This is a genomic window from Burkholderia latens (assembly GCF_001718795.1).
GTDB classification, from domain to species: domain Bacteria; phylum Pseudomonadota; class Gammaproteobacteria; order Burkholderiales; family Burkholderiaceae; genus Burkholderia; species Burkholderia latens_A.
On sequence record NZ_CP013438.1, the window covers coordinates 1,807,871 to 1,830,351 of the forward strand.

At 66.4% G+C, this 22,481-nt stretch carries 23 protein-coding genes; 5 read left to right on the forward strand and 18 right to left on the reverse strand.

Translation table 11 applies throughout. The annotated features are described in order from the left end of the window. Positions 1-5: 5 nt before the first annotated feature. From WK25_RS27330 to WK25_RS27350, 5 genes are all read right to left on the reverse strand, one after another. Positions 6-1,157, reverse strand: coding sequence for a porin (locus WK25_RS27330; protein ID WP_059544475.1), 1,152 nt, complete (start codon positions 1,155-1,157; stop codon positions 6-8). A gap of 46 nt (positions 1,158-1,203) precedes the next feature. Further along, on the reverse strand, positions 1,204-2,583 hold the full coding sequence (locus WK25_RS27335; RefSeq protein ID WP_040140715.1) for an MFS transporter: 1,380 nt from the start codon (positions 2,581-2,583) through the stop codon (positions 1,204-1,206). A gap of 86 nt (positions 2,584-2,669) precedes the next feature. Beyond that, positions 2,670-3,599 (reverse strand): SMP-30/gluconolactonase/LRE family protein, encoded by a 930-nt coding sequence (locus WK25_RS27340; protein ID WP_069243260.1) that lies wholly within the window; start codon positions 3,597-3,599, stop codon positions 2,670-2,672. A 21-nt stretch (positions 3,600-3,620) separates the two neighbouring features. Next, the gene (locus WK25_RS27345; protein ID WP_040140719.1) at positions 3,621-4,568 is read right to left on the reverse strand and encodes a hydroxyacid dehydrogenase; all 948 of its coding nucleotides are present in this window, start codon (positions 4,566-4,568) and stop codon (positions 3,621-3,623) included. Further along, the gene (locus tag WK25_RS27350; protein WP_069243261.1) at positions 4,568-5,266 is read right to left on the reverse strand and encodes an RraA family protein; all 699 of its coding nucleotides are present in this window, start codon (positions 5,264-5,266) and stop codon (positions 4,568-4,570) included. Before WK25_RS27350 ends, WK25_RS27345 begins: the two co-directional genes overlap by 1 nt. A 165-nt stretch (positions 5,267-5,431) precedes the next feature. Here WK25_RS27350 and WK25_RS27355 point away from each other — a divergent pair, with 165 nt between their 5' ends. Next, positions 5,432-6,145, forward strand: coding sequence for an IclR family transcriptional regulator (locus tag WK25_RS27355; RefSeq protein WP_040140723.1), 714 nt, complete (start codon positions 5,432-5,434; stop codon positions 6,143-6,145). Between the two features lie 13 nt (positions 6,146-6,158). On the opposite strand, the gene WK25_RS27360 is transcribed toward WK25_RS27355, so the two are convergent. The 3 genes from WK25_RS27360 to WK25_RS27370 all read right to left on the reverse strand — a co-directional run bounded on the left by WK25_RS27360 (position 6,159) and on the right by WK25_RS27370 (position 8,725). After that, positions 6,159-6,668, reverse strand: a complete 510-nt coding sequence (locus WK25_RS27360; protein ID WP_059544479.1) for an OmpA family protein — start codon at positions 6,666-6,668, stop codon at positions 6,159-6,161. Positions 6,669-6,752: 84 nt separating this feature from the next. Beyond that, a complete protein-coding gene (locus WK25_RS27365; protein ID WP_069243262.1) occupies positions 6,753-8,021 on the reverse strand; it encodes a diguanylate cyclase domain-containing protein in 1,269 nt (422 codons plus the stop codon). Continuing rightward, the gene (locus tag WK25_RS27370; protein ID WP_040140729.1) at positions 8,018-8,725 is read right to left on the reverse strand and encodes a YfiR family protein; all 708 of its coding nucleotides are present in this window, start codon (positions 8,723-8,725) and stop codon (positions 8,018-8,020) included. Before WK25_RS27370 ends, WK25_RS27365 begins: the two co-directional genes overlap by 4 nt. 492 nt (positions 8,726-9,217) lie before the next feature. On the opposite strand from WK25_RS27370, the gene WK25_RS27375 reads away from it, so the two are divergent. Further along, positions 9,218-10,459, forward strand: coding sequence for an NAD(P)/FAD-dependent oxidoreductase (locus WK25_RS27375; protein WP_059544480.1), 1,242 nt, complete (start codon positions 9,218-9,220; stop codon positions 10,457-10,459). 48 nt (positions 10,460-10,507) lie between these two features. On the opposite strand, the gene WK25_RS27380 is transcribed toward WK25_RS27375, so the two are convergent. From WK25_RS27380 to WK25_RS31515, 10 genes are all read right to left on the reverse strand, one after another. Beyond that, complete coding sequence (locus WK25_RS27380) at positions 10,508-11,269, reverse strand: FadR/GntR family transcriptional regulator (RefSeq protein ID WP_040140733.1); 762 nt, start codon at positions 11,267-11,269, stop codon at positions 10,508-10,510. A 77-nt stretch (positions 11,270-11,346) separates the two neighbouring features. After that, complete coding sequence (locus WK25_RS27385; RefSeq protein WP_069243263.1) at positions 11,347-12,237, reverse strand: amidohydrolase family protein; 891 nt, start codon at positions 12,235-12,237, stop codon at positions 11,347-11,349. Positions 12,238-12,280: 43 nt separating this feature from the next. After that, entirely contained in the window at positions 12,281-13,222 is a 942-nt protein-coding gene (locus WK25_RS27390; protein WP_040140737.1) for an ABC transporter substrate-binding protein, read from the reverse strand. Between the two features lie 90 nt (positions 13,223-13,312). Next, positions 13,313-14,350 carry an ABC transporter permease gene (locus WK25_RS27395; RefSeq protein WP_069243264.1) on the reverse strand — a complete coding sequence of 346 codons (1,038 nt, stop codon included), beginning with the start codon at positions 14,348-14,350 and terminating at the stop codon, positions 13,313-13,315. A gap of 26 nt (positions 14,351-14,376) precedes the next feature. Beyond that, complete coding sequence (locus WK25_RS27400) at positions 14,377-15,924, reverse strand: sugar ABC transporter ATP-binding protein (protein ID WP_069243265.1); 1,548 nt, start codon at positions 15,922-15,924, stop codon at positions 14,377-14,379. Positions 15,925-15,936: 12 nt separating this feature from the next. Beyond that, positions 15,937-16,713: an SDR family oxidoreductase gene (locus WK25_RS27405; protein WP_069243266.1), complete on the reverse strand. Its 777-nt coding sequence runs from the start codon at positions 16,711-16,713 to the stop codon at positions 15,937-15,939. 72 nt (positions 16,714-16,785) lie between these two features. After that, positions 16,786-18,063, reverse strand: coding sequence for an L-fuconate dehydratase (locus tag WK25_RS27410; RefSeq protein ID WP_069243267.1), 1,278 nt, complete (start codon positions 18,061-18,063; stop codon positions 16,786-16,788). Positions 18,064-18,086: 23 nt separating this feature from the next. Beyond that, on the reverse strand, positions 18,087-18,929 hold the full coding sequence (locus WK25_RS27415; RefSeq protein ID WP_040140746.1) for an ureidoglycolate lyase: 843 nt from the start codon (positions 18,927-18,929) through the stop codon (positions 18,087-18,089). A 77-nt stretch (positions 18,930-19,006) separates the two neighbouring features. Then, positions 19,007-19,771, reverse strand: a complete 765-nt coding sequence (locus WK25_RS27420; protein ID WP_069243268.1) for an SDR family oxidoreductase — start codon at positions 19,769-19,771, stop codon at positions 19,007-19,009. 107 nt (positions 19,772-19,878) lie between these two features. Continuing rightward, positions 19,879-20,370 carry a hypothetical protein gene (locus WK25_RS31515; RefSeq protein WP_156789115.1) on the reverse strand — a complete coding sequence of 164 codons (492 nt, stop codon included), beginning with the start codon at positions 20,368-20,370 and terminating at the stop codon, positions 19,879-19,881. 80 nt (positions 20,371-20,450) lie between these two features. Between WK25_RS31515 and WK25_RS27425 the strand changes: the two genes are divergently transcribed. The 3 genes from WK25_RS27425 (at position 20,451) to WK25_RS27435 (ending at position 22,412) form a co-directional block, all read left to right on the forward strand. Then, complete coding sequence (locus WK25_RS27425) at positions 20,451-20,738, forward strand: DUF3331 domain-containing protein (protein WP_040140750.1); 288 nt, start codon at positions 20,451-20,453, stop codon at positions 20,736-20,738. A gap of 169 nt (positions 20,739-20,907) precedes the next feature. Beyond that, positions 20,908-21,894: an oxidoreductase gene (locus WK25_RS27430; RefSeq protein ID WP_069243566.1), complete on the forward strand. Its 987-nt coding sequence runs from the start codon at positions 20,908-20,910 to the stop codon at positions 21,892-21,894. Positions 21,895-22,109: 215 nt separating this feature from the next. Next, positions 22,110-22,412, forward strand: coding sequence for a DUF4148 domain-containing protein (locus tag WK25_RS27435; RefSeq protein WP_069243269.1), 303 nt, complete (start codon positions 22,110-22,112; stop codon positions 22,410-22,412). The last annotated feature ends 69 nt before the right edge of the window (positions 22,413-22,481 follow it).

The window sequence follows — 22,481 nt, forward strand, 5'->3', positions numbered from 1 at the left end:
TCGCCTCAGAACTTCTGGCGCATGCCGATCACCACGCCCGTCTGGTTGTGATCGGGTGCGACCGTGCCATAGCCGTTCACGCCGAGCGCGGAGCCGCCCTTGTTGCGCGCAAAGCCCGCCGTCGCATAGATATCGGTGCGCTTCGACAGCAGATAGTCCGCACAGAGCACGGCGAGCCACGGATCGGCGCTGGTCGAATGCACGTCCTGGTAATAGGCGGTTGCCGTGACCACGAACGCCGGCGACACCGCGTATTGCGCGCCGGCCCAGTACAGGTTCGCCGCGCTGGCTTCGGCGCCGTTCGCGACGCGAATCGGATTCGCCGGCAGGAACGCGTTCGACGCGTGGAGGTAGCGATAGCCGGCGAATCCCTTCACCGGTCCGATTGCATACGACGCGGCCGCCGTCGCGCGACGCTCGGTGCCGGTGTTCGTCGCGACGGTGTTGCTGTTGCGCTGCTCGTACGACACGCTTGCGGCGAGCGGTCCTTGCGCGAAACTCAGCGCGCCGCTGAAGAAGCGGCCGGTGAGTTGCGCGCCCGGCACCTCGGCGCCGTACCCGGTGTCGTAACGGGTGCTGTACATCGCCTGCGCGGTCACCGGACCGAACACGCCGGTGTACTTCGCCGAATTGTCGATACGCGCGGCCGCCGCGTAGTCGAGCGACAGCACCGAGTATCGCGACGACGCGCCCATCGGGTCGAACGCAACGGCCTGTTCGTAGAAGAGCGAGTTCTGGCGGCCGAACGTCAACTGCTGACCGCGGTACGACAGCCCGACCCACGCCTGCCGGCCGAAAATCCGCGACGTCGTGGCGGCGTTCGAACCGAGGCCTTTCGTCGACTGCGCGGTCGTGCCGTCATTGATGTTGAAGCCGTTTTCCAGCTGGAAAATGGCCTTCATGCCGCCGCCGAGATCCTCGACGCCCTTCAGTCCCCAGCGCGAACCGGACAGATTGCCCGACGCTTCGCGCGTCTGAGCGCCGCCGGTACTCGTATTGTTGATGTGCTCGATGCCGACGTCGGCAATGCCGTACAGCGTGACGCTGCTTTGCGCATGCGCGGCGCCGCACCACAAGGTCGCACTCGCGACGGTGACGGCGCCGAGCGCGAAACGGGATTTCGGGCGGGCATTCTGACTGGCGTGATTCGACAACATGGAGTCTCCAAACTGTTTTTTGTAGGCGGAACTGACGAAGGAAAATTCACGACTCGCGAGCTGCGGGCGCTTCGCCGGCGTCCGAACCCGGATCGCCGAGCCATGCAATGGTCAACGCGCCGAGCAGCAGCACACCGGACACGGCGACGAGCGGCGCGGTAAAGCCGCCGGAGAACTGCTTGAGCGCGCCGATCATCGACGGCCCGACGAAGCCGCCGAGATTGCCGACCGACACGATCAGCGCGAGTCCGCCCGCGGCGGCCCGCCCGGTGAGGAATCCCGACGGAATGGCCCAGTACGTCGCCTGGAACGCGAGGATCCCGCTCACCGCGACGCACAGTGCGATCAGCTTGAAGGCCGGCGCATGAATGAAGGCGCTCGCGCACAACGCCACGGCCGCGACGGCCAACGCGCTTGCGACATGCGGAATGCGGTTGGCCGCACGATTGGCGACGCGCGCCCACCAGAGCATCGCGCCGGCACCGATCGCATACGGAATGGCCGTCAGCCAGCCGACCACCGCATGTTCGACGCCGAACTGCCTGATGATCTGCGGCATCCACAAGCCGACGCCGAGCGAGCCGACGATCCCGCAGAAGTTGATGAACGCGAGCACGAACACGCGCCAGTTCGTCATGGCGTCGCGCAGGTTGCTGCCGTGCTTCGCGCCGATGTCGCGCTGCTCGAACGCGAGGCGCTTCGCGAGCGACGCCTTCTCTTCGTCACTGAGCCACGCGGCTTTCTCGGGACGGTCGGCCAGCACGAACAGGCACGCGATGCCGAGCATCACTGCAGGAATGCCTTCGATCAGCAGCAACCACTGCCAGCTGCGCAGCCCATGCAGGCCGCCGAGCTCGAGCAGCGCACCGGAAATCGGCGAGCCGATCATGTTTGCGACAGGAATGCCGACGAGAAATGCAGCCGTTACCTTCGCGCGCCATTTGCCGGGAAACCAGTGCGTGAAATACAGATAGATGCCGGGCGTGAATCCCGCCTCGGCGAGCCCGAGCAGAAAGCGCGCAGCCGCGAAGCTCGTCGGTCCGACGACGAACGCCGTCGCCATCGAGAACAGTCCCCACGTGATCATGATTCTCGCGATCCACACGCGCGCCCCGACCTTCTGCATGATCAGGTTGCTCGGAATCTCGAACAGGAAATAGCCGATGAAGAACAGTCCCGCACCGACGCCGAACTGCTCGGCCGTGAGGCCGAGATCCTTGTTCATCGTAAGTGCGGCAAAGCCGACGTTGGTCCGGTCGAGATAACTGATTACGTAGCAGACGAAGATGAACGGCAGAATGCGCCGGAACGCCCTGGCGAGCGTGCGCTCGCTGGCCGCGTAATCGTCGCCGGCCAGACGCTCTGCGGGTTGCGCGTCGGCGCGCGGTGAGTCGTCGCCGGCACGCAGCACGTGCGAAACGGTCATGCTTGTCTCCTTCGTCGCGCAGCTGACGGCGCGATCTTTCGGCATGCTGGCGGGAAGCCGACCAGCGGCGTCCCGGCTCGCGGGTTTCAGTCCTTCTTCGCCGCCTGGTTCGGCAGCGGACCGGCAATGCTCATATCCGCTTTCAGCACTGAACCGGACGTCGATTCGGTAATGAAAAGCGTCTTCATCTCCGGGCCGCCGAAGCACACGCTCGTGAGCGACGCGCCTTTCGGCCCGGTCAGGATCTCGATGGGCTCCGCGCAGTGGTTGAGCACCCACACGTGGCCGAGCCCCGGATTCGCGACGAACAGGCGGCCTTCGAGATCGACGGTGATGCCGTCGGGGCCGCTCGGTCCGTATGACGTGAAGAACTGACTGACCTTGGTGACCGAGCCGTCGGCCTGCAGCGGCATGCGCCAGACGGCATTGCCGCGCGTCATCGCGACGAACAGCACCTTCTCGTCGCGCGACAGGACGAGCCCGTTCGGGCTCGGGCAGGTGCCGATCAGCATGTCGAGCTTTCCGTCTGGCGACAGCCGATACACGCGGCCCGTCGGATCGTGCAGCCCGGTCTGCCCCTGGTCGGTGAAATAGATGTTGCCGGCCGAGTCGAACGTCAGGTCGTTCACGCCCTTGAAGCGCTCGGTGTTGCGCCGCTCGAGGTACGGACGGACTTCACCGCGCTCGATATCGAGCAGCATCAGGCCGTTCCGGTAGTCGGTGATGATCAGGTGCGATGCATCGAAGCGCTTCATCCCGTTGGGCTCGCCGTCGTATTCGGCAACGAGTTCCCAGTCGCCCGACGGCGAAATGCGGAAGATGCGCCCGTGCGGAATGTCGGTGACGAACAGATAACCGTCCGGATCCCAGACGGGCCCTTCGAGAAAGGAATCCGTGACCATTCCGCCGCGGTTCGCGCGCGCCCATTCCGTGCGGACGTCCGGCTTGCGGAACTTCTCCGGCATGCGCGTGAATACGTCGGCTTCGCGCACTTGCGGACTCGTCAGATAAAACATGCTTACCTCGATGTTCAGCGTTCAGGCCGCGCTGTGCGCGCGTTCGTCGAGCACCGCGAGAATGTTCGCAGCGGCGCCCTTCCCCATGTTCACGTATGCGGCATCGCTCACGCCGCCGATATGCGGAGACAGAATCACGTTGGGGATCCGCTGGAACGGGTGCGGCGCCGTCATCGGCTCCACGTCGAAGCTGTCGAGTCCCGCCGCGTGCAATTGACCGCTCGTCAATGCGTCCACGAGCGCGGCTTCGTCGATCAAGCCGCCGCGTGCGGTATTGACGAGAATCGCCCCGCGCTTGAAGCGCGCGAGCGTGTCGCGGTTGAGCATCCGGCGGTTGTCGGCCGTCAACGGACAATGCATCGACACGACGTCCGACTCCGCGTACAGCGTGTCGAGCGGCACCAGCTTCACGCCCGCGGGCGCTTCGTTCGCGAACGGATCGAACGCGAGTACCTGCATGCCGAACGCCGCGCCGATCGCGGCCACGCGGCGCCCGATCGCGCCGAGCCCGACGAGACCGAGCGTGCGGCCGTCGAGTTCGATGGACTTGTGCGTGGACTTGTCCCAATGGCCTTCGCGCATGCGGACATCGAGCTGCGGAACCGACTTCGCACACGCGAGCAGCAGCGCCCACGCGTGCTCGGCTACGGCGGCCGCGTTCGCGCCGACAGCGGCTCGCACCGCTATACCGCGTGCGGCGGCAGCGTCCTGATCGATCACGTCGATGCCGCTGCCGTGTTTCGAAATCACCTGCAGGTTTTCGGCCGCATCCATGATGCGTGCGTTGATCTTGCCGTACCGGACGATGATCGCGACCGGCTTGTGCCGCGTGCAGAGCGACACAATGTCGTCCTCGGTCGGTTGCTTGCCGGCGAACACGACGTCGAACTGCGCCAGCATCTCGAGCGCTTGCGGCGCGAGGTCGGCGGCGGTCACGAGGACCACGGGCTTGTGCGAAGCGGCCAGCATCACAGCACCTCGTCTTCGGCCAGCATGCCCGCCGCGCGCAGTTCCTTCTCGATCCAGCCCGGACGAAGATCGCCCTTGTGAATCGCCGCAATACGCGCGGTCTCTACGTCGAGCTTTTTCTGCGCGAGATCGACGATGCGCGCAACGTCGGCGCGCGGAATGACGACGATGCCGTCGGCGTCCCCGACCACCAGGTCGCCCGGATTGACCGCCGCGCCGCCCAGCGAAATCGGTGCATTCACGCGTCCCGCGATGCTTTTGGTCGGCCCGCACGGATTGAGGCCGGCCGAGAAGATCGGGTAGTCGCCGTTGGCCAGTTCGTGCGCGTCACGTACCGCGCCATCGATCACGATGCCGGCGATGCCGCTCGCCTTCGCCTGCGCCGCCATGATTTCACCGAGCAGCGCGCACGAGATGTCGCCCTTGCCATCGACGACGACGACGTCGCCCGGCTTCGCGACGGCAAGCGCCGCATGGATCGCCAGGTTGTCGCCCGCGCGAACTTCGACCGTGATCGCAGGGCCGGCAACCTTCATCGTCGGCGACAGCGGGCGCACACGGCCATGCACCGTGCCGCGGCGGCCGGCGACGTCGGCCAGGATCGCGGCTTGATAGCGCGCGGCGGCCTGAACCAGTTCGGGCGGCACGCGCTCGATGTCGCGATTGATCGGAGAAGGGCTGATGGATGGCTTGCTCATGATTCGACCTCGGGTTGAGTGTTGTACTCTGTACAACACTGGTGTACATGGTGAAATCACTATAACCATCAGGCGTGCACGATGACACTGGCGTTTACCCTTTTACGTGGTAAACCAGCGTTTTACTCTGTACAATATCTGGAGAGAATCGACGGGAGAGACAGAATGGGAAACGACGGGGTCGTTGCCGTGGAAAAGGCGCTTTCGCTGCTGGACTGCTTCAAGCCCGGCGCCGAATCGCAGTCGCTTGCGATGCTGTCGCAGGCATCCGGCATGCACAAGACGACGGTCTATCGGCTCATGAATTCGCTGGAGCGAATGGGGTATGTCGTGCGCGCGCAATCCGGCAACTATTCGCTTGGACACCGCGTGCTGTACCTCGGCAAACTGTATGAGCAGTCATTCCATCTGTCCACGGTAGTCGAACCGGCGCTGCACGCGCTGGCCGCGCTGACGAAAGAAAGCGCGTCGTACTACGTGCACGACAACGGGCAGCGGCTTTGCCTGTTTCGCGCCGAGCCGTCCGAAGGCCTGCGTGAAACGCGGCTCGCGGGGACGATGCTGCCGCTCGACGACACGGCCATCAGCCATGTGATCCGCTTCTGGGGACTCGGCGAACCGATTTATGACACGCCACCCGCACTGCCCCTTTTCACCGCCGGCGCGCGCGATGTGCACACGGCAGCGTTCGCGGTGCCGATCTTTGGTGCAGGCGACAAGTTCATGGCGGCGCTGACGCTTTCCGGTCCCGCGTCTCGCCTCAGCGTCGCGCACGAGTCGGGGGAACTGGATCGGCCGCAACTGGACGCAGCGGCCGATCTATCCCGCAAGCTCGGCGCGAGTGTCGCGCTCTGCGAGAACATCTACGGCTCACGCTGAACGACGATACCCGTCACCTCGGCGAAACCACGATCGCCGCCCGCCGATTCTGCATTCTTCCGGCCGGCGTGCGGTTATCGCCGACCGGATCGCTCTTCCCCTTGCCGACGATCGAAATCCGCTTCCCGTCCAGCCCCGCATCGACAAGCTCACCGGCCACCACCTCGGCCCGTCGCCGGGACAACTCCAGGTCGTAAGCCGCATCCCCTTCCTGATCCGAATACCCGTACACCCGGACCCCGTTGATTTCCGCCGACTTCAACGTCCTGCCGATCCGCTCGACGATCCGCCTGACATCCGGCTTCAGGTTATACCGATCGAAGTCGAACAGGATCGGCCCGGCCGAACCGAACTCGAAACCCTGGTCGGTCTCGTGAAACCCGGCCGACTTCAGCGCCGTGACCTGCGTCTGCGTGAGCCCCCGATGCAACGGCGCCGTCTTGCAGCCGACAAGCAGCACGCACAGCAGCACCGCGCCCCCGACGCCCATCCTCCCAATGCTCATTGGCAACGAGCTTTTCATGATCGCGTCCCCTTCGTGCGCCCGCGTCGCGTGCGCTTTTTATCCCGCAGCTGCGGCCTCGTCCGCAGCGCGAAACGATTGCCATCAAACTCGCCCGGCAACACCTTCCGCCAGTTGCCACGAACCCGGCCGCGCTCGCTTGGCGCGGTACATCGCGGCATCCGCCGCGCGCAGCAGACCGCTCGCGTCCGACGCGTGATCGGGATACAGCGCAACGCCGACACTCATCATGGTGGCCACCATGTGTCCGTCGGACAGCGCGATCGACGGCGCCATGCCGGACAAGATCTCGTCGGCGATCCGGCACACGCTGTCCGCTTCGCGCACGCCGGCCAGCATCACCGCAAACTCGTCGCCCCCGAGCCGAGCGACCAGATCGGTCTCGCGCACCTGCGTGCGCAGCCGCGCCGCGACGCCAACCAGCACCGCATCGCCGGCGTCGTGGCCCAGGCCGTCATTGATTTCCTTGAAGCGATCGCAATCGAGATACAGCACGGCGACCCGCTGCCCCGTCACCACGGCATCGCACAACGCAACCGACAGACGCGACTCGAACTGCGCGCGATTGGGCAAACCGGTGAGCGCGTCGTGCGTTGCCTTGTGCTCGAGCGATGCGTTCTCGTCGCGCAGCGTGTTCTGCCATTCTTCGAATTCGTCGAGCAGCGCGTTGAAGTCGTCGCCGAGCTGGTTCAGCTCCGCGATCGCCACCGGCTCCACGCGCCGTGCGAACGCACGCTCGCGCCGCACGGCGTGCGCGACGCCGGCGAGCGCGCGCAGCGGCGCGACGATGTTGTGCAGCAGCCGCTTCGAGCTGATGTAAGCGCCGAACATACTGACGACGAGGCAGCCGAGAATGCCGCCGATGCCGCCGACCAGGAACCCGAAGAACTGGTGCCCGCGGCCACGCACGATGACCTGACCGACGACGATACCGTCGTGCATCACCGGAACGTTCGCGGGCCCCGGCAACACGAGGCCGGCGACGCCGCGCTCGAGGCTGGCGATTCCGCCTCTGGCCGGCAGCTTCCACGTCGCGAACAGTTGCCCGTTGCCGTCGACGACGACGATCTGCGCGACGTCCTCGTCGCCGGCGATCGTCGCGATCGCCTCGTTCGCCGCGACGCGGTCCCCGAACACGAGCGCCGCCTCGACCGTATAGCCGAGCGAGCGGGCAAGCAGGTTCAGATTGTTGCCGGCATAGGCGCGCAACGCGATCACGGCCACGACGATCAGCGACACGGCGGCCATCGCGACCGCAACGAACGCGAGGCGCAGGTGCGCACGGCGCAACACGCTTTGCAGCGTCGGGCGCGGCACGCGTGACGGGGCAACGGGGGGCGCGGAACGTGTCATGGCGTCACCGGTCGCCGCGCGAGGCCGAGCACATTGGGATGAACGCGCACGCCGCTGCGCTCGACCGCATCCAGATTGACGTCGAACGTCACGCGCTCGCCTTCTACGGTCAGACAAAACATGCTGCCGGCCGTGCAGGACGGATCGTGCTCGTCGATGGTCAGGACCGGATGGCCCGCCAGCGCCGCGCGCACGCGGGTTCGCTCATCGCTGCCGAGCGCGCCGAGATACACGACGTCGCACTCGCCGCCGAGTGCCGGATCGTCGGCGCGCACACGCCGCGTATCGATCGCCGTCGAACCGGCTTGCAACGTGTCGGTGAGGCCGCTCGCGTAGCCGGTTCTGCCGGTCACGCACAGACGCAGGCGACCGGACGTGGTCGGCCAGCGCGTGAAACTCACGATGCCGAGCACGACCTGCCGCACGGCGGAGTCGTGTGACGAAAAGGCTGGGCCGGCGGGATTGGCGGGGGTCGTGGTGCCGGCGAATTGCATCGGCTCGACCGGATCGCCGGCATCGGCGGGTGCGCCTGCGAGGACGCCGCGGGCGATGCTCAGAACGCAAACGATTGCGACGAACGCGTGACGCAGCGTGGCGGCTCGGCCCTGTGGGCCGGACGCCTTGCGGGCAGCGATTGCCGCCGCGCACGCTGGCGTCGATGCGACTGCAATACCCGCAGCCGCCGCGCACACGCTCGCGTCCATGATGAAGACATTCTGTTGCAGTGGTTCCGGTGCTGCGCCCTGCCAGCCATGCGCGTGCAGCGACCGTATCCCGCGCACAGGTCCTTCAATCTTAGATAAAAATTCGCATCCCAAACCAGTGGGATACACCCGCGAATAGCGCGGAAAAATCTGCTGAATCGGGAACGCTGCACGTGACGCTGATTCTGCGGCGACGACGTCGATCGGCGAGCCGGTTGGAAACGTCGATGCGCCAGCGTCATGCATTCGTCGGCGGCGATTTGCCGAATCTACAGCGCGGGCCGTACATCAATGCCGAAACGTGCGCACGCGGCTGCCCCGACTGACCCAAACGATCCCGATTCGTCGTGCGCGGGCCACCTGCACCATGTCGTCAGCGCATACCCTCTTGGTGCGTCACGCGGCCGCGAGTATGCTTTCACTTCATACGATCTCCAACCAGGGCGCGCCCGCCGCATCGCGGCCAAGCGCACCGCCAATGGCCACTACCGAATGGACTTCGACGTAATCGTTCTGGGCGCAGGCATCGTCGGCGTATCCGCCGCGCTGCATCTGCAGGATCGCGGCCGCAAGGTCGCACTGGTCGACCGCGGCGCACCCGGCGAAGGCACGAGCTTCGGCAACGCGGGCTTGATCGAGCGCTCGTCGATCGAGCCGTATCCGTTTCCGCGCAGCCCGTTCACGCTGATGCGCTATGCGCTGAACCGCTCGACCGATCTCTACTGGCACAGCATGTCGCTGCCTGCCTTCGCGCCGTGGCTCGCGCGCTTCTGGTGGGAATCCGCGCCGATGCGCCACGCGGCAGCATCGCGTGACATGTTGCCGCTGATCGAGCGCTGCATCGTCGAGCACGACGCGCTGATCGCGCGGGCCGGCGCAGGTGAACTGGTGCGCGCAAGCGGCTGGATGGAAGCGTTCCGCACGCCGGCCGCGTTCGAACGCGCGGTCGCCGATGCCGGGCTCACCGCGCGCCGCCACGGGCTCGGCATCACGCCGCTCGACGCGTCCGCACTGCGCGCACAGGAACCGAGCCTCGCACCGGGCTTCTGCGGTGCGCTGCACTGGCTCGACCCGAAAAGCGTCGTCGATCCGTCCGCGCTCGTCAAAGCCTACGCGCAGCTCTTCGTGCAAGGCGGCGGCACGCTGCTCACCGGCGATGCGGCGAGCCTCGACGCGTTGTCGCCCGGGTGGCAAGTCATGACGGACGACGGCAACATCGCCGCGCCGTCGGTGGTCGTCGCGCTGGGCCCGTGGTCGGACACGGTATTCGGCAAGTTCGGCTACAAGATCCCGCTGCGCGAGAAGCGCGGCTATCACATGCACTACGCACCATCCGAACGCGGCACGCCGTCGGCACCGATCGTCGATCGCGAATACGGGTACGTGATCGCACCGATGCGGCGCGGGTTGCGGCTGACGACCGGCGTCGAAATCGCACGGCGCGGGCTGCCGCCGACGGGCGTGCAGCTCGATCGCGCGGAACGCATCGCGCGCCCGGTGTTCGGCTTCGGCGCGCGGCTCGATCCGCAGCCGTGGCTGGGTTTCCGGCCGTGCACGCCCGACATGCGGCCGGTGATCGGCCCCGCGCCCGCGCATCGCGGGCTGTGGTTTTCGTTCGGGCACAACCATCACGGGCTCACGCTCGGTCCTGTGTCCGGCCGCCTGCTCGCGGAAATGATGACCGGCGAGACGCCGTTCACCGACCCGACGCCCTACCGCGCCGACCGCTTCTGATGCGGGATGCGAAACGCCTGAACCGCGCGCGCGTGCGATCGCCCGCGCTCAGTCGAGCGCGCGGCCGAAGATTTCGATCACTTCGTCGAGGTGTGCGGCCATCGCACGGCGCGCGGCCTCCGGGTCGCGCGCACGGATTGCATCGAGGATCGCCCGGTGCTCGAGTTCCGACCGGTGCGGCATGTCGTTCGGCATGTACAGCGACTGCAGCCGCTGGAACATCGGGTCGTACTTGTGCGCGAGCAGCTGCTTGATCATCAGTGCATACGCCGCGTTGTCGCTCGCTTCCGCGATACGGATATGGAACAGCCGGTCGCCCGGATGGGTGAGCGAGCCGCTGCGATTGTCTTCCTGGTTGCGCAGGAACGCGTCGTGAATGCCTTCGATCTGCGCGTCCGAGCCGTGCTTCGCGGCAAGCGCCGCGGCTTCCGGCTCGATCAGCCGGCGTGCCTGCAGCAGCGCGAACGGCGGAATCTCGGTATCGAGGTCGAGTGCGATGCCGAGCTCCGGATCGATCTCGACGATCGAGAACGGTGCGACCTTCGTATCGATCGCCGGCGCAGGTGCGGCGATCGCCCCGGGCTGACGCACCTTCACGCCGTCGCCGACGCGTACGCTCACGAGTCCGTTCACCTCCAGCGCGATCAGCGCCTCGCGCACCGACGTGCGCGACACGCCGAACCGTTCGGCCAGTTCCCGCTCGGGCGGCAGATAACTGCCCGGCGGGAAATCGCCGGACTCGATCATTGCGCTGAGCTTGTCGGCGATCTGCTGATACAGGCGGCGGTTCTGAATCGGCTGGATGGACATACGTTGATACAGGTAAGCGGTTGTGTTGCGGACGGCGCGATGCTCGCATCCGGCGCATCGGGCCGTTCGCGCCTATTTTATCTGCCGGGCCCGGTATCGCCCTGCAACGCATAGCAACGTGCGGCCGTGCCGCCCCACAACGCGTTGCGCTCGGCCGCCGACAACCGCGCTTCGGCCCAGCGCTCGACCAGCGACGCCACTTCGTCATACGATGCCGCGAGCAGGCATACGGGCCAGTCCGATCCGAACATCAGCCGCTGCGGTCCGAACGCGTCGAGCGCCGCGTCGAGGCATTGCTCGATGTGGCGGATATCCGGCCCGCGCAAGCCGCGCCGCCAGTCCGTCTCGGTCACGAGCCCCGACAGCTTGCACACGACGTGCGGCAGCGCGCCCAGCTCGCGCAGGCCGGCACGCCAGCGCGCGAGCGCGCTATCGTCGCGGTCGAATTCGGCGAGCGCCGGCTTGCCCGCATGGTCGAGCACGAGCCAGTGCGCATCGTGCCGCGCACAAAACGCACGCACGTCGCGCAACTGACGCTCGAACACGAGCACGTCGTACACATAGCCGTTCGCCTGCAGCCACGCAATACCGCGATTGAACGCGGGATCCGCGACGAATGCGGCGACGTCGGCTTCGTCCTGCAGCTGATGACGAAAGCCGCGCAGCTTCGGGCTGCGCCATTCGGCGACACGATCGGCCAGCTGGGGTGCACCGAGATCCTCCCAGCCGACCACCGCCGCAATGCGCGCGTCGTCGCGGGCAAGCTCGAGCAGGAACGCGGTCTCGTCGCGCCCGGCGCGCGCCTGCACCGCGATCGATGCGTCGAGCGCCTGCGCATGCATCTGCGGCCACAGCGCGGCGGGCAGGTAATCGCGGGCGAGCACGCCCATCCCGGCGCCGATCCACGGATAGTCGGCCGCGCGGTAACGCCAGAAATGCTGATGGGAATCGATACGCACTGCGCCCATGGTGTCCTCGTGTTTCGCCGTCGCTTGCGGCGTCGTGTCACGCTCAGTCGTACAACACCGCCTTGATTTTCGGGTCGTCGATATTGGTTTTGTCGTACCAGTAGAAGCCGGTGTCGATGATCTTCGGCAGCTTCTCGCCCTTGATCGCCTTCACGGCCGCCTCGACCGTCTTGTAGCCGATCCCGACCGGGTTCTGCGTGATCGCGCCGGCCATCAGCCCGCTGCGGATCGCGTCCTTCTGCTGCTTGCCGGAATCGTAACCGACGATCACGACCTTGCGCTTCATCTCGCGCACGCCGTTGACCACGCCGATCGCCGAGCCTTCGTTGGTGCCGAACAAGCCCTTGAGCTTCGGATACGCCTGCAGAATCGACTTCGTCACTTCGGTCGACTTCAGCTGGTCGCCTTCGCCGTATTGCACGGTCACGACCTGCACCTTCGGGTGCGCCGCTTTCATCCTTTCGAGAAAACCGTCGCGGCGGTCGATGCCGGTGCGGCTCGTCTGGTCGTGCGCAACCACGGCCACCTCGCCGTCGTCGCCGATCAGCGCGGCGAGCTTGTCCGCGGCGAGCGCGGCGGCGGCCTTGTTGTCGGTCGCGGCGGTCGTCACCGGGATATCGCTGTCGACGCCGGAGTCGAACGCGATGACCGGGATCTTCTCGGCCTGCGCCTTCTTCAGCAGCGGCAGCGCGGCCTTGCTGTCGAGCGCCGCGAAGCCGAGTGCGGCGGGCTTCTTCGCAATCGCGGCGGACAGCATGTCGATCTGCTTGTCCACCATCGCCTCTGTCTCGGGGCCCTCGAACGTCACTTTCACCTTGTAGTCTTTCGCCGCCTGCACCGCGCCGGATTTCACGGCCTGCCAGAACTGATGCTGGAAGCCCTTCGAGATCAGCGGGATGTAGCTTTCCTGCGCGTGCGCACCGGCCGTCGCTCCGACGGCGAACGTCAGCCCGACGATCGCGTTCAACACCTTGCTCCTGATCACTTCGCGTCTCCTTGGTTCGTATCGACTGAAATGCCGGCCCGGCCGGCGGTGATGCGCCTGTGTGCCTGTTTTCGTCCGTCCGCGCGCGCGTCAGCGCCGGCGCCGGCGCAGGATGTCCACGTAGACGGCGAGGATGATGATCACGCCCGTCACGACGGTCTGCCACTCCTGCGCGACCGACATGATGCGCAGCCCGTTGGTCAGCACGCTCATGATGAACGCGCCGATGATGGTGCCGACGATGCTGCCCGCGCCGCCCGACAGCGACGTGCCGCCGATCACGACCGCCGCGATCGCGTCGAGCTCGTAGCCCTGCCCGAGCGCCGGTTGCGCGGAGTTGAGCCGCGATGCGATCAGCAGCCCGGCGATCCCGCACACCGCGCCGCTGAACGTGTAGACGGCGATCTTCCACGCATCGACGTTCACGCCGGACAGCCGCAGCGCCTCCTCGTTGCTGCCGAGCGCGAACGTGTAGCGGCCGAAGATCGTGCGGTTCAGCACGATCGACGCGCCGAGCGCGACGAGGAACAGGATCAGCACCGCGTTCGGCATCGGCAGCGCGGGAATCAGGGCGCCGATCAGCGAATCCTGCGCGATCGACGTGAAGCCCGGCGTGTCGTTGAAATAGATCGGCCGCGTGCCCGAGATCACGAGCGACAGCCCCTTGAGCAGCATCATCATCCCGAGCGTCGCGATGAACGGCGGCACCTTCATCTTCGCGATCACGAAGCCGGACACGCTGCCCGACAGCGCGCCGAAACACAGCGCGGCCAGGATCCCCAGCGGCAGCGGCATTCCCCACTTCGTCAGCACGACGCCGGCCATCACAGCGCAAAACGTCATCAGCGTGCCGACGGAGAGATCGATCCCCGACGTGATGATCACGTATGTGCACGCGACGGCCAGCACGCCGTTCACCGCGGTGGCCTGCAGGATCGCGACCAGGTTGTCGACTTCGAGAAAGTTCGACGACGCGAAGCCGAAAAACACGATCAGCAGCACGAGGCTCGCGAACGCGAGCAGCTTCTGCCGCGCGGCCGGATTGAAGAAGCGGGCGCGCAGGCCCGGTGCGCCGGCCGGCGCGTCGCCGGTGGCAAGAGGCGGAACGCGATGCGTATCGTTGGGCATGATCGGTAGGCGTCTGAACAAAACAGTCAGGACAATACGGTCGACTCGCGCTGCGTCGCGAGCTGCATGATCTTTTCCTGCGTGGCGTCGGCCGCGCGCAATTCGCCGGTCACGCGCCCTTCGCACATCACCAGGATCCGGTGGCTCATCCGCAGCACCTCCGGCAATTCGGACGAGATCATCACGATCGCCTTGCCTTCGGCGGCGAGCGCATCGAGCAGCTTGTAGATCTCGCTTTTCGCGCCGACGTCGATGCCGCGCGTCGGCTCGTCGAAGAACAGGATGTCGCAGTCGCGCAGCAGCCACTTCGCGATGACGATCTTCTGCTGGTTGCCGCCGGACAGCAGCCGCGCGGGCTGCGCGACCGACGGCGTGCGGATCGCGAGTTGCCGCACGTACGACCGCGCGGCGTCGCGCATCTCGCGCGCATCGACGAACATGCCGCGACGCACGAAGCGCTGCATGCTCGCCAGCGCGATGTTGTTCTGCACGTCCATTCCGACCGCGAGCCCGAATTGCTTGCGATCTTCCGACAAGTAACCGATCCCGTGCCTGACCGCATCGGCCGGCGTGCGGATCGTCACGGTCCTGCCGTGCACGCGGATCTCGCCCGCGTCGACCGGATCCGCACCGAACACCGCGCGCGCAACCTCGGTGCGGCCCGCCCCCATCAGCCCCGCGAAGCCGAGGATCTCGCCGCGCCGCAGCGTGAAGCCGACGTCGCGAATGGCGCGGCCGCGCGACAGCCCTCGCACTTCGAGCGCGATGTCGTTTTTCGTCGTATCGGGCGGCGTGCGGAACTGCGTATCGAGCTGACGGCCGACCATCATCGCGATGATCGACTCCATCGACGTGCCGGCCATCGGCACGGTCGCGACGTACTTGCCGTCGCGCATCACCGTCACGCGATCGGCGATCTGCCGCAACTCGTCCATCTTGTGCGAGATGTAGACGATGCCGACGCCATGCGCGCGCAGGTCGCGGATGATCCGGAACAACTCGGCGATCTCGGCGTTGTTCAGCGCGGCGGTCGGCTCGTCCATGATCAGCACGCGCGAATCGAACGACAGCGCCTTCGCGATCTCGACCATCTGCTGCTTCGCGACCGTCAGCCGGCCGACCCGCGTGCGCGGATCGAGATCGAGCCGCATCCGAGCGAAGATGGCGGCGGCGTCGCGATTGAGCTTGTCTTCGTCGACGAACACGCCGAAGCGTCCGCGCGGCTCGCGGCCGATGAAGATGTTTTGCGCGACGCTCAGGTGATTCATCAGGTTCAGTTCCTGATGGATGATGCCGATCCCGAGCGCCTGTGCCGCGCGCGGATCGGCGATCTCGACCGCGCGGCCGTCCATCCGGATCTCGCCTTCGTCCTTCTGATAAACGCCGGCGAGAATTTTCATCAACGTCGATTTGCCGGCGCCGTTCTCGCCCATCAGCGCGTGCACTTCGCCGGCGCGCAGGTCGAACCGGCAATCGTCGAGCGCCTGCACGCCGGGAAAACGCTTGCTGACGCCGGCCAATGCGATCAACGGCGGTGCGGCAGTATGCAGGTTCCGGTCCGAATCGGGTTGCATGGCTCGCCGTCCTCAGCCGATCGCGCGATCGAGATGCGTATAGCCGCCGTCGACGAACAGCCACTGGCCCGTCGTGTGCGACGCGCGTTCCGACAGCAGGAATACGGTGGTGTCCGCGATCTCGTCGGCCGTCGTGAAGCGCTTGCCGAGCGGCACCTTGCCGGCGATTTCCGCGATCTTCGCTTGCGGATCGTCGAAGCCGGCGATCCAGCTCCGGTAGAGCGGCGTCATCACTTCGGCCGGAATCACCGCGTTCACGCGCACGCCGTCGTTGCGCAATGCGACCGCCCATTCGCGCGTGAGCGCGAGCTGCGCGCCCTTCGATGCGCAGTAGCCGCTCGTGTTGCCCTGCCCGGTGACGGCCGTTTTCGACGAGATGTTGACGATCGCGCCGCGCGTCGCTTTCAGATGCGGCACGCAGTAATGCGCCATCACGTAGTAGTGGACGAGGTTCCGCTCCAGCGAGGCGACGAACGCGTCGCGGCCGGCATCGAGGCCGATGTTGTCGTTGATGCCCGCGTTGTTGACGAGCCCGTCGATGCGGCCGAAGCGCGCGATGGTCTGCGCGACGCCGTCGCGGCACTGCGCGTCGTCCTGCAGTTCGACGGCGATGTTCGCTGCATGCGGTTGCCGCCGAACGAGTTCGCGCCAGAAACCGTCGTCCGGTGCGTGGCGTGCGAACACGACCGGAATCGCGCCTTCGCCGGCCAGCCGCATCGAGATCGCGGCGCCGATGCCCGACGCGCCGCCGGTCACGATCACGACCTTCTGTTGCAGATTCAAATCCACTTCGCGTCTCCGTCATTCATGTTGTCGCCGCGTACGCCGCGCGGTGCATCGCCGTGCCGCGCGCGGCGTGCTTCAGCCGCGGAACCGGTACTGCTCGAGCGATTCGGGCTTCATCTCGATCGAGAATCCGGGCGCCGTCGGCGGCATGTACGCGGCGCCGCGCACGACACAGGGCTCGACGAAATGCTCGTGCAGGTGATCGACGTATTCGGCGACGCGCCCTTCCTTCGTGCCGGAAATACACACGTAGTCGATCATCGACAGATGCTGCACGTACTCGCACAGCCCGACGCCGCCCGCATGCGGGCACACCGGCAACCCGTACTTCGCGGCGAGCAGCAACACCGCGAGGATCTCGTTCACGCCGCCGAGCCGGCATGCGTCGATCTGCACGACGTCGATCGCGCCGCGCTCGATGAATTGCTTGAACAGCACGCGGTTCTGGCACATCTCGCCGGTCGCGACCTGCACCGGGCCGATCGCCTCGCGAATCTTCCGATGCCCTTCGACGTCGTCGGGGCTCGTCGGCTCTTCGATGAACCACGGCTTCGCGAACGACAGCTCGCGCACCCAGTCGATCGCTTCATGCACTTCCCATACCTGGTTCGCATCGATCATCAGCTTGCGATCCGGGCCGATCACGTCGCGCGCGATCGTCACGCGGCGGATGTCGTCGTCCAGGTTCGCGCCGACCTTCAGCTTCACGTGCTCGAAACCGGCGTCCACCGCCTCGCGGCACAACCGGCGCAGCTTGTCGTCGCTGTAGCCGAGCCAGCCGGCCGACGTCGTGTAGCACGGGTAGCCGTCGCGCTCGAGCGCCGCGATGCGTTCGGCCTTGCCCGGCGCCTGCCGGCGCAGAAGGTCGAGCGCTTCGTCGCGCGTCAGGCAGTCGGTCAGGTAGCGGAAATCGATCGCACGCACGATTTCCTCGGGGCTCATGTCGGCGACGAGCCGCCACAACGGCTTGCCGACGGCCTTCGCCCACAAGTCCCACACCGCGTTGACGACGGCGCCCGTCGCGAGGTGGATCGCGCCCTTGTCCGGGCCGATCCAGCGCAACTGGCTGTCCGACGTCACGTGACGCCAGAACCGGCCCATGTCCTCGCGGATCCAGTCGAGGTCGAGGCCGACGACGAGATGGCGCATCGCGTCGATCGCCGCGCAGCAGATCTCGTTGCCGCGCCCGATGGTGAACGTGAGCCCGTGACCTTCGAGGCCGTCGCGGTCGGTTTCGAGCACGACGTACGCGGCCGAATAATCGGGGTCCGGATTCATCGCGTCGGAACCGTCGAGCTGGCGCGAGGTCGGGAAGCGCACGTCGAGGACGCGCATGGATCGAATGATTGGCATGACGAATCGTCCGTTGAAGGGAATCAGGCCTGCACGGTGCGCTGGCGCTGTTCGCCGAGCCCGTCGATGCCGAGCGTGATCACCTGCCCGGCGCGCAGATAAACGGGCGGCTTCTGCCCGAGCCCGACGCCCGGCGGCGTGCCGGTCGAAATCACGTCGCCCGGCTGCAGGCTCATGAAGCGGCTCAGGTAGCTGATCAGATGCGGCACGCGAAACACCATCGTCGCGGTCGAGCCGTTCTGATAGCGATGGCCGTCGACGTCGAGCCACAGCCGCAACGCGTGCGGATCCGGCACTTCGTCCGCCGTGACGAGCCACGGCCCGATCGGCCCGAAGGTGTCGTTGCCCTTGCCCTTGTCCCATGTGCCGCCGCGTTCGAGCTGGTATTCGCGCTCCGATACGTCGTTCACCACGCAGTAGCCGGCGACATGGGTCATCGCATCGGCTTCGTCGATATATCGGCCGGCCTTGCCGATCACGACGCCGAGCTCGACTTCCCAGTCGGTCTTCTCCGATCCGCGCGGAATCTCGATGTCGTCGTTCGGCCCGGAGATCGCGCTCGTCCACTTGCCGAACACGACCGGCTCCTTCGGGACTTCCATTCCGGACTCGGCCGCGTGGTCCGAATAGTTGAGCCCGATGCAGATGAACTTGCCGACGCGGCCGACGCACGGGCCGAGCCGCGGCGCGCCGTCGACGAGCGGCAGCGACGACGGGTCGATGTCGCGCAGCCGCGCGAGCGACCCGGGCGTCAGCGCGTCGCCGGCGACGTCGTCGATTACGCCCGACAGATCGCGAATCCTGCGCTGCGCATCGAGCAGGCCGGGTTTCTCTTGATGTTTGTCGCCAAATCTCAGCAGTTTCATGTCGTGTAAGCGGAAGCGGAAAGTGGACAGGAGCGGCGGTCAAACACGATCAGTTCGACACGGTCAGTTCGACACGGTCAGTTTGACCAGCCGCCATCGATCAGGTGAATCGTGCCGGTGGTGAAGGACGACTCGTCGGACGCGAGATACAACGCGAGCGCGGCGACTTCGTCGGCGCTGCCGATGCGCCCCATCGGCTGACGTGCGACAAATGCCTGGCGCACGATGTCGATCGACACGTCGCGCGTGCGCGCCTGCTCGGCGATGCGCTGCTCCAGCGACGGCGATTCGATCGTGCCCGGGCAGATCGCGTTGCAGCGAATGCGCCGCTCGACGAAATCGGCGGCTACCGACTTGGTCAGGCCGATCACGGCCGCCTTGGTCGTCCCGTAGACGAAACGGTTCGGCACGCCCTTCACGCTCGACGCCGCCGACGCCATGTTGACGATGGACGCGCCGCCCGCGTCCAGCATCGCCGGCAGCAGCGCGCGAATCAACCGGTACATCGACGTGACGTTCAGGTTCAGCGAAAACGCCCACGCGTCGTCGTCGCAGTCGAGGATCGAGCCGTGGTGCACGAAGCCCGCGCAGTTGAACAGCACGTCGAACGCGCGTTCTTTCGCGGCGAGCCCCGCGATGTCGCCGGCGTCGGTCACGTCGAGCCGCCGCGTGGCGAGCTGGCCGCCGGCCCGCTCGGCGTCGGCGGCAAGCTGCGCGAGCGCGGCTTCGTTGATGTCGGTCGCGAGCACGTCGGCCCCTTCGCTTGCGAACCGCAGCGCGGTCGCGCGCCCGATGCCTTGCCCCGCCGCCGTCACCAGCGCGCGCTTGCCCTGCAATCTCATGAGCAGCTCTCCCGAGAACCCGGCCGCCACGCCGGTGGATTGGCACAAAGGACTAAAGGTCCAACCAATCATAGGAACAGAATCCGGATTTGTCACGAACGCGGGATTCAGTGTTTTCCCGAGCGACGAAATCGCGTCGCCAGCAGCGCGGGCGGCTTTGTTTCCGGGGTTTTTCGACACCGTGCGATCGGGCGCGTCGCCCGCAAAACCAAGGTGGACGTGGCGCTCCGGCGGGGCCGGTACGTTTGCGCCACGGCGCCGTCCGCCGAAGCTGACAAAAAAGTCATGCACGCGTCAGCGTCCGAACGGGATTCGCGCGCGATCATCGGGTTGCCGGCCCATGCTTTCCGGTTCACCGCACCGCCCGCCACCCATCCGTGGCGGGCGCCTCCGTCCCCCGCGGTGCGCCCCGTGCCTGAGCGAGCAGACACGGAGGCGAGGGCCAGTCGTTTGCCCCGGACGTTCGCGTCCGGGGCGCTTTTGTCATTGGCTATTTCAAGAAAATGCGCGGCGATTGTTTCTAAATCGGCAAAAGGTAATTTGAGCCAGACAGGATGTTTTTTCCGGTCACAGAAGCTTACATTTAGCGCACCACTCATGGAAACCGCTACGGATTCGCCCGCAGGTAGTGACATCCACTGCCATGGCCGAACCCGCACGAGCTTTAGGAAACGGCAAAATGAAGGCTTCCAAATCCCTGCCTGCGCTCGATCCCGCCGACGTCCACGTCGAAATCCTCGAACGTTCCGATACGCTGCTCGTCGTACGCTGGGTCGAACCCGGCCGCTGTCACTACGGTGAACAACGCTGGCGCCGTCGCTTCGCGCAGCGCACCGGCACGTGCGCGCTGTCGCGCCAGGTGATCCAGCGCGGCGACGAAGTATTCCGCCCGGCCGAGCGTCCGGCCCCGGCGAACGCGGCCGCGATGATCTCAGCCGCCGAAGTGCTCGCGCTGGCAGGCAACTGATATCGCCCGTCGTCTGCGTTTGCGCGCCGAACGCAACCCGCCGATGCCCGCTCTAGAAGCGCCGGTCTAATTCCCCCGCTTGTCTGTCCCGCTTGCGCGGACTATCGTTACATCGATCAATGTAACGATACCGCGTCGTGGCGCCCCGGCCGCGCCGATGGAGGCAGACATGCATGCATGGAGCGCGCGCCACGTCCCGGCGCAGGGCGGCAAGGTCGCGATCGTCACAGGCGCCAATAGCGGCCTTGGCTGGCATATCGCGGAAACGCTCGCAGCCAAGGGCGCGACCGTCGTGATGGGCTGCCGCGATGCAGCGCGGGCGACGCAAGCCGCCGCCGCGATTCGCCGGTTCCATCCTGCCGCGCGCGTCGAAGTCGAGCCGCTCGACCTCGCCGATCTCGCGTCGATTCAGCGCTTCGCCGCCGATGTATCCGACCGGCACGGGCGTGTCGACATCCTCTGCAACAACGCCGGCGTGATGTTCCTGCCGCTGCGCCACACGCGCGACGGCTTCGAGATGCAGTTCGGCACCAACCACCTCGGCCATTTCGCGCTGACCGGCCATCTGCTGCCCGCGCTGCGCGCCGCCCGGCGCGCGCGGGTCGTCACGATGTCGAGCGGCTTGAACCGCGGCGGCCGCATCCGCGTCGACGATCTGCGCGCCGAGCGCGGCTACAACCGTTATCTCGCGTACTGCGACAGCAAGCTCGCGAACCTCGTATTCGCGATCGAACTGCAACGCCGCTTTCAGCGCGCGGCACTCGCCGGGATCAGCGTCGCCGCGCATCCCGGCTACGCGGCGACCAATCTGCAATTCGCTGGCCCCGCGATGGACGGCTCGCCCGCGCGCGTCGCCCTGATGCGCGCGGCGAACCGTTATCTCGCGCAATCGGCCGCCCAGGGCGCTTTGCCGGCCATCCATGCGGCAACGTCGCCGGATCTGACCGGCGGCGCGTACATCGGACCGTCCGGCTGGTTCGAGGCGCGCGGGCTGCCCGCCCCCGCGAGCGTGCCGCGCGCGGCGCGCGACGTAGCCGTCGCCGCGCTGCTGTGGGAAGCGTCGGAAGCCGCCACTGGCGTACGTTTCCTGAGTTCCGGCGCATTGGCCGGACGATCGCCCGGCCAGCCGTCGGACACCGCAGCCGAGATGCGTTGAGTCGCGCGCTGCGTTGCCGTCATATTCTTCATACTTGTTACACTTACAGAAATGAAAGCGCAATGAAAGGCTGAATCGGCGCCCTACTGTTACCAGTCCGGAAACAATCTATCGTCAAAATCAGCGTTTACCCTGTACGACCCGGTGACTAAGATTTAGTCAATCGCTGCAGACATGGTGTCGCAAGCGAACTCGATAAAACACCGGAGGTCATCATGAAATCGCTCGTTTCCGCAGTCGTTGCCGCTGCCGCCCTCACCGCTTCGTTCGGCGCTTTTGCACAAAGCACCGTGACGCGCGCGCAAGTCCGCAACGAACTGGTCCAGCTCGAACAAGCCGGCTACAAGCCGGGCGTGTCGAGCCCGTACTACCCGAACGACATCCAGTCGGCGGAAGCGCGCGTTCATGGCGCCGATGCCAGCGGCTACGGCGCGCAACCGGCTCCGGTCGTGCACTCGGGCGCCCCGGCGACCGCAACGTCGTCGAACGCCCGCGACTCGGTGTTCTTCGGCCAGTAAGCCGACGCGCCCCCGGCGGGCGCACCGCGCGTCGCGCGACCCACGCTGTATCCGGACGAGCCCGTCATG

Coding starts and splice junctions, on each gene's coding strand:
- WK25_RS27375 (WP_059544480.1), top strand. CDS start 9,218: ATGGACTTCGACGTAATCGTTCTGGGCGCAGGCATCGTCGGCGTATCC.
- WK25_RS27330 (WP_059544475.1), bottom strand. CDS start 1,157: ATGTTGTCGAATCACGCCAGTCAGAATGCCCGCCCGAAATCCCGTTTC.
- WK25_RS27400 (WP_069243265.1), bottom strand. CDS start 15,924: ATGCAACCCGATTCGGACCGGAACCTGCATACTGCCGCACCGCCGTTG.
- WK25_RS27350 (WP_069243261.1), bottom strand. CDS start 5,266: ATGAGCAAGCCATCCATCAGCCCTTCTCCGATCAATCGCGACATCGAG.
- WK25_RS27380 (WP_040140733.1), bottom strand. CDS start 11,269: ATGTCCATCCAGCCGATTCAGAACCGCCGCCTGTATCAGCAGATCGCC.
- WK25_RS27345 (WP_040140719.1), bottom strand. CDS start 4,568: ATGCTGGCCGCTTCGCACAAGCCCGTGGTCCTCGTGACCGCCGCCGAC.
- WK25_RS27365 (WP_069243262.1), bottom strand. CDS start 8,021: ATGACACGTTCCGCGCCCCCCGTTGCCCCGTCACGCGTGCCGCGCCCG.
- WK25_RS27420 (WP_069243268.1), bottom strand. CDS start 19,771: ATGAGATTGCAGGGCAAGCGCGCGCTGGTGACGGCGGCGGGGCAAGGC.
- WK25_RS27360 (WP_059544479.1), bottom strand. CDS start 6,668: ATGAAAAGCTCGTTGCCAATGAGCATTGGGAGGATGGGCGTCGGGGGC.
- WK25_RS27430 (WP_069243566.1), top strand. CDS start 20,908: ATGCATGCATGGAGCGCGCGCCACGTCCCGGCGCAGGGCGGCAAGGTC.
- WK25_RS27435 (WP_069243269.1), top strand. CDS start 22,110: ATGAAATCGCTCGTTTCCGCAGTCGTTGCCGCTGCCGCCCTCACCGCT.
- WK25_RS27340 (WP_069243260.1), bottom strand. CDS start 3,599: ATGTTTTATCTGACGAGTCCGCAAGTGCGCGAAGCCGACGTATTCACG.
- WK25_RS27425 (WP_040140750.1), top strand. CDS start 20,451: ATGAAGGCTTCCAAATCCCTGCCTGCGCTCGATCCCGCCGACGTCCAC.
- WK25_RS31515 (WP_156789115.1), bottom strand. CDS start 20,370: ATGAGTGGTGCGCTAAATGTAAGCTTCTGTGACCGGAAAAAACATCCT.
- WK25_RS27335 (WP_040140715.1), bottom strand. CDS start 2,583: ATGACCGTTTCGCACGTGCTGCGTGCCGGCGACGACTCACCGCGCGCC.
- WK25_RS27370 (WP_040140729.1), bottom strand. CDS start 8,725: ATGGACGCGAGCGTGTGCGCGGCGGCTGCGGGTATTGCAGTCGCATCG.
- WK25_RS27355 (WP_040140723.1), top strand. CDS start 5,432: ATGGGAAACGACGGGGTCGTTGCCGTGGAAAAGGCGCTTTCGCTGCTG.
- WK25_RS27410 (WP_069243267.1), bottom strand. CDS start 18,063: ATGCCAATCATTCGATCCATGCGCGTCCTCGACGTGCGCTTCCCGACC.
- WK25_RS27385 (WP_069243263.1), bottom strand. CDS start 12,237: ATGGGCGCAGTGCGTATCGATTCCCATCAGCATTTCTGGCGTTACCGC.
- WK25_RS27415 (WP_040140746.1), bottom strand. CDS start 18,929: ATGAAACTGCTGAGATTTGGCGACAAACATCAAGAGAAACCCGGCCTG.
- WK25_RS27395 (WP_069243264.1), bottom strand. CDS start 14,350: ATGCCCAACGATACGCATCGCGTTCCGCCTCTTGCCACCGGCGACGCG.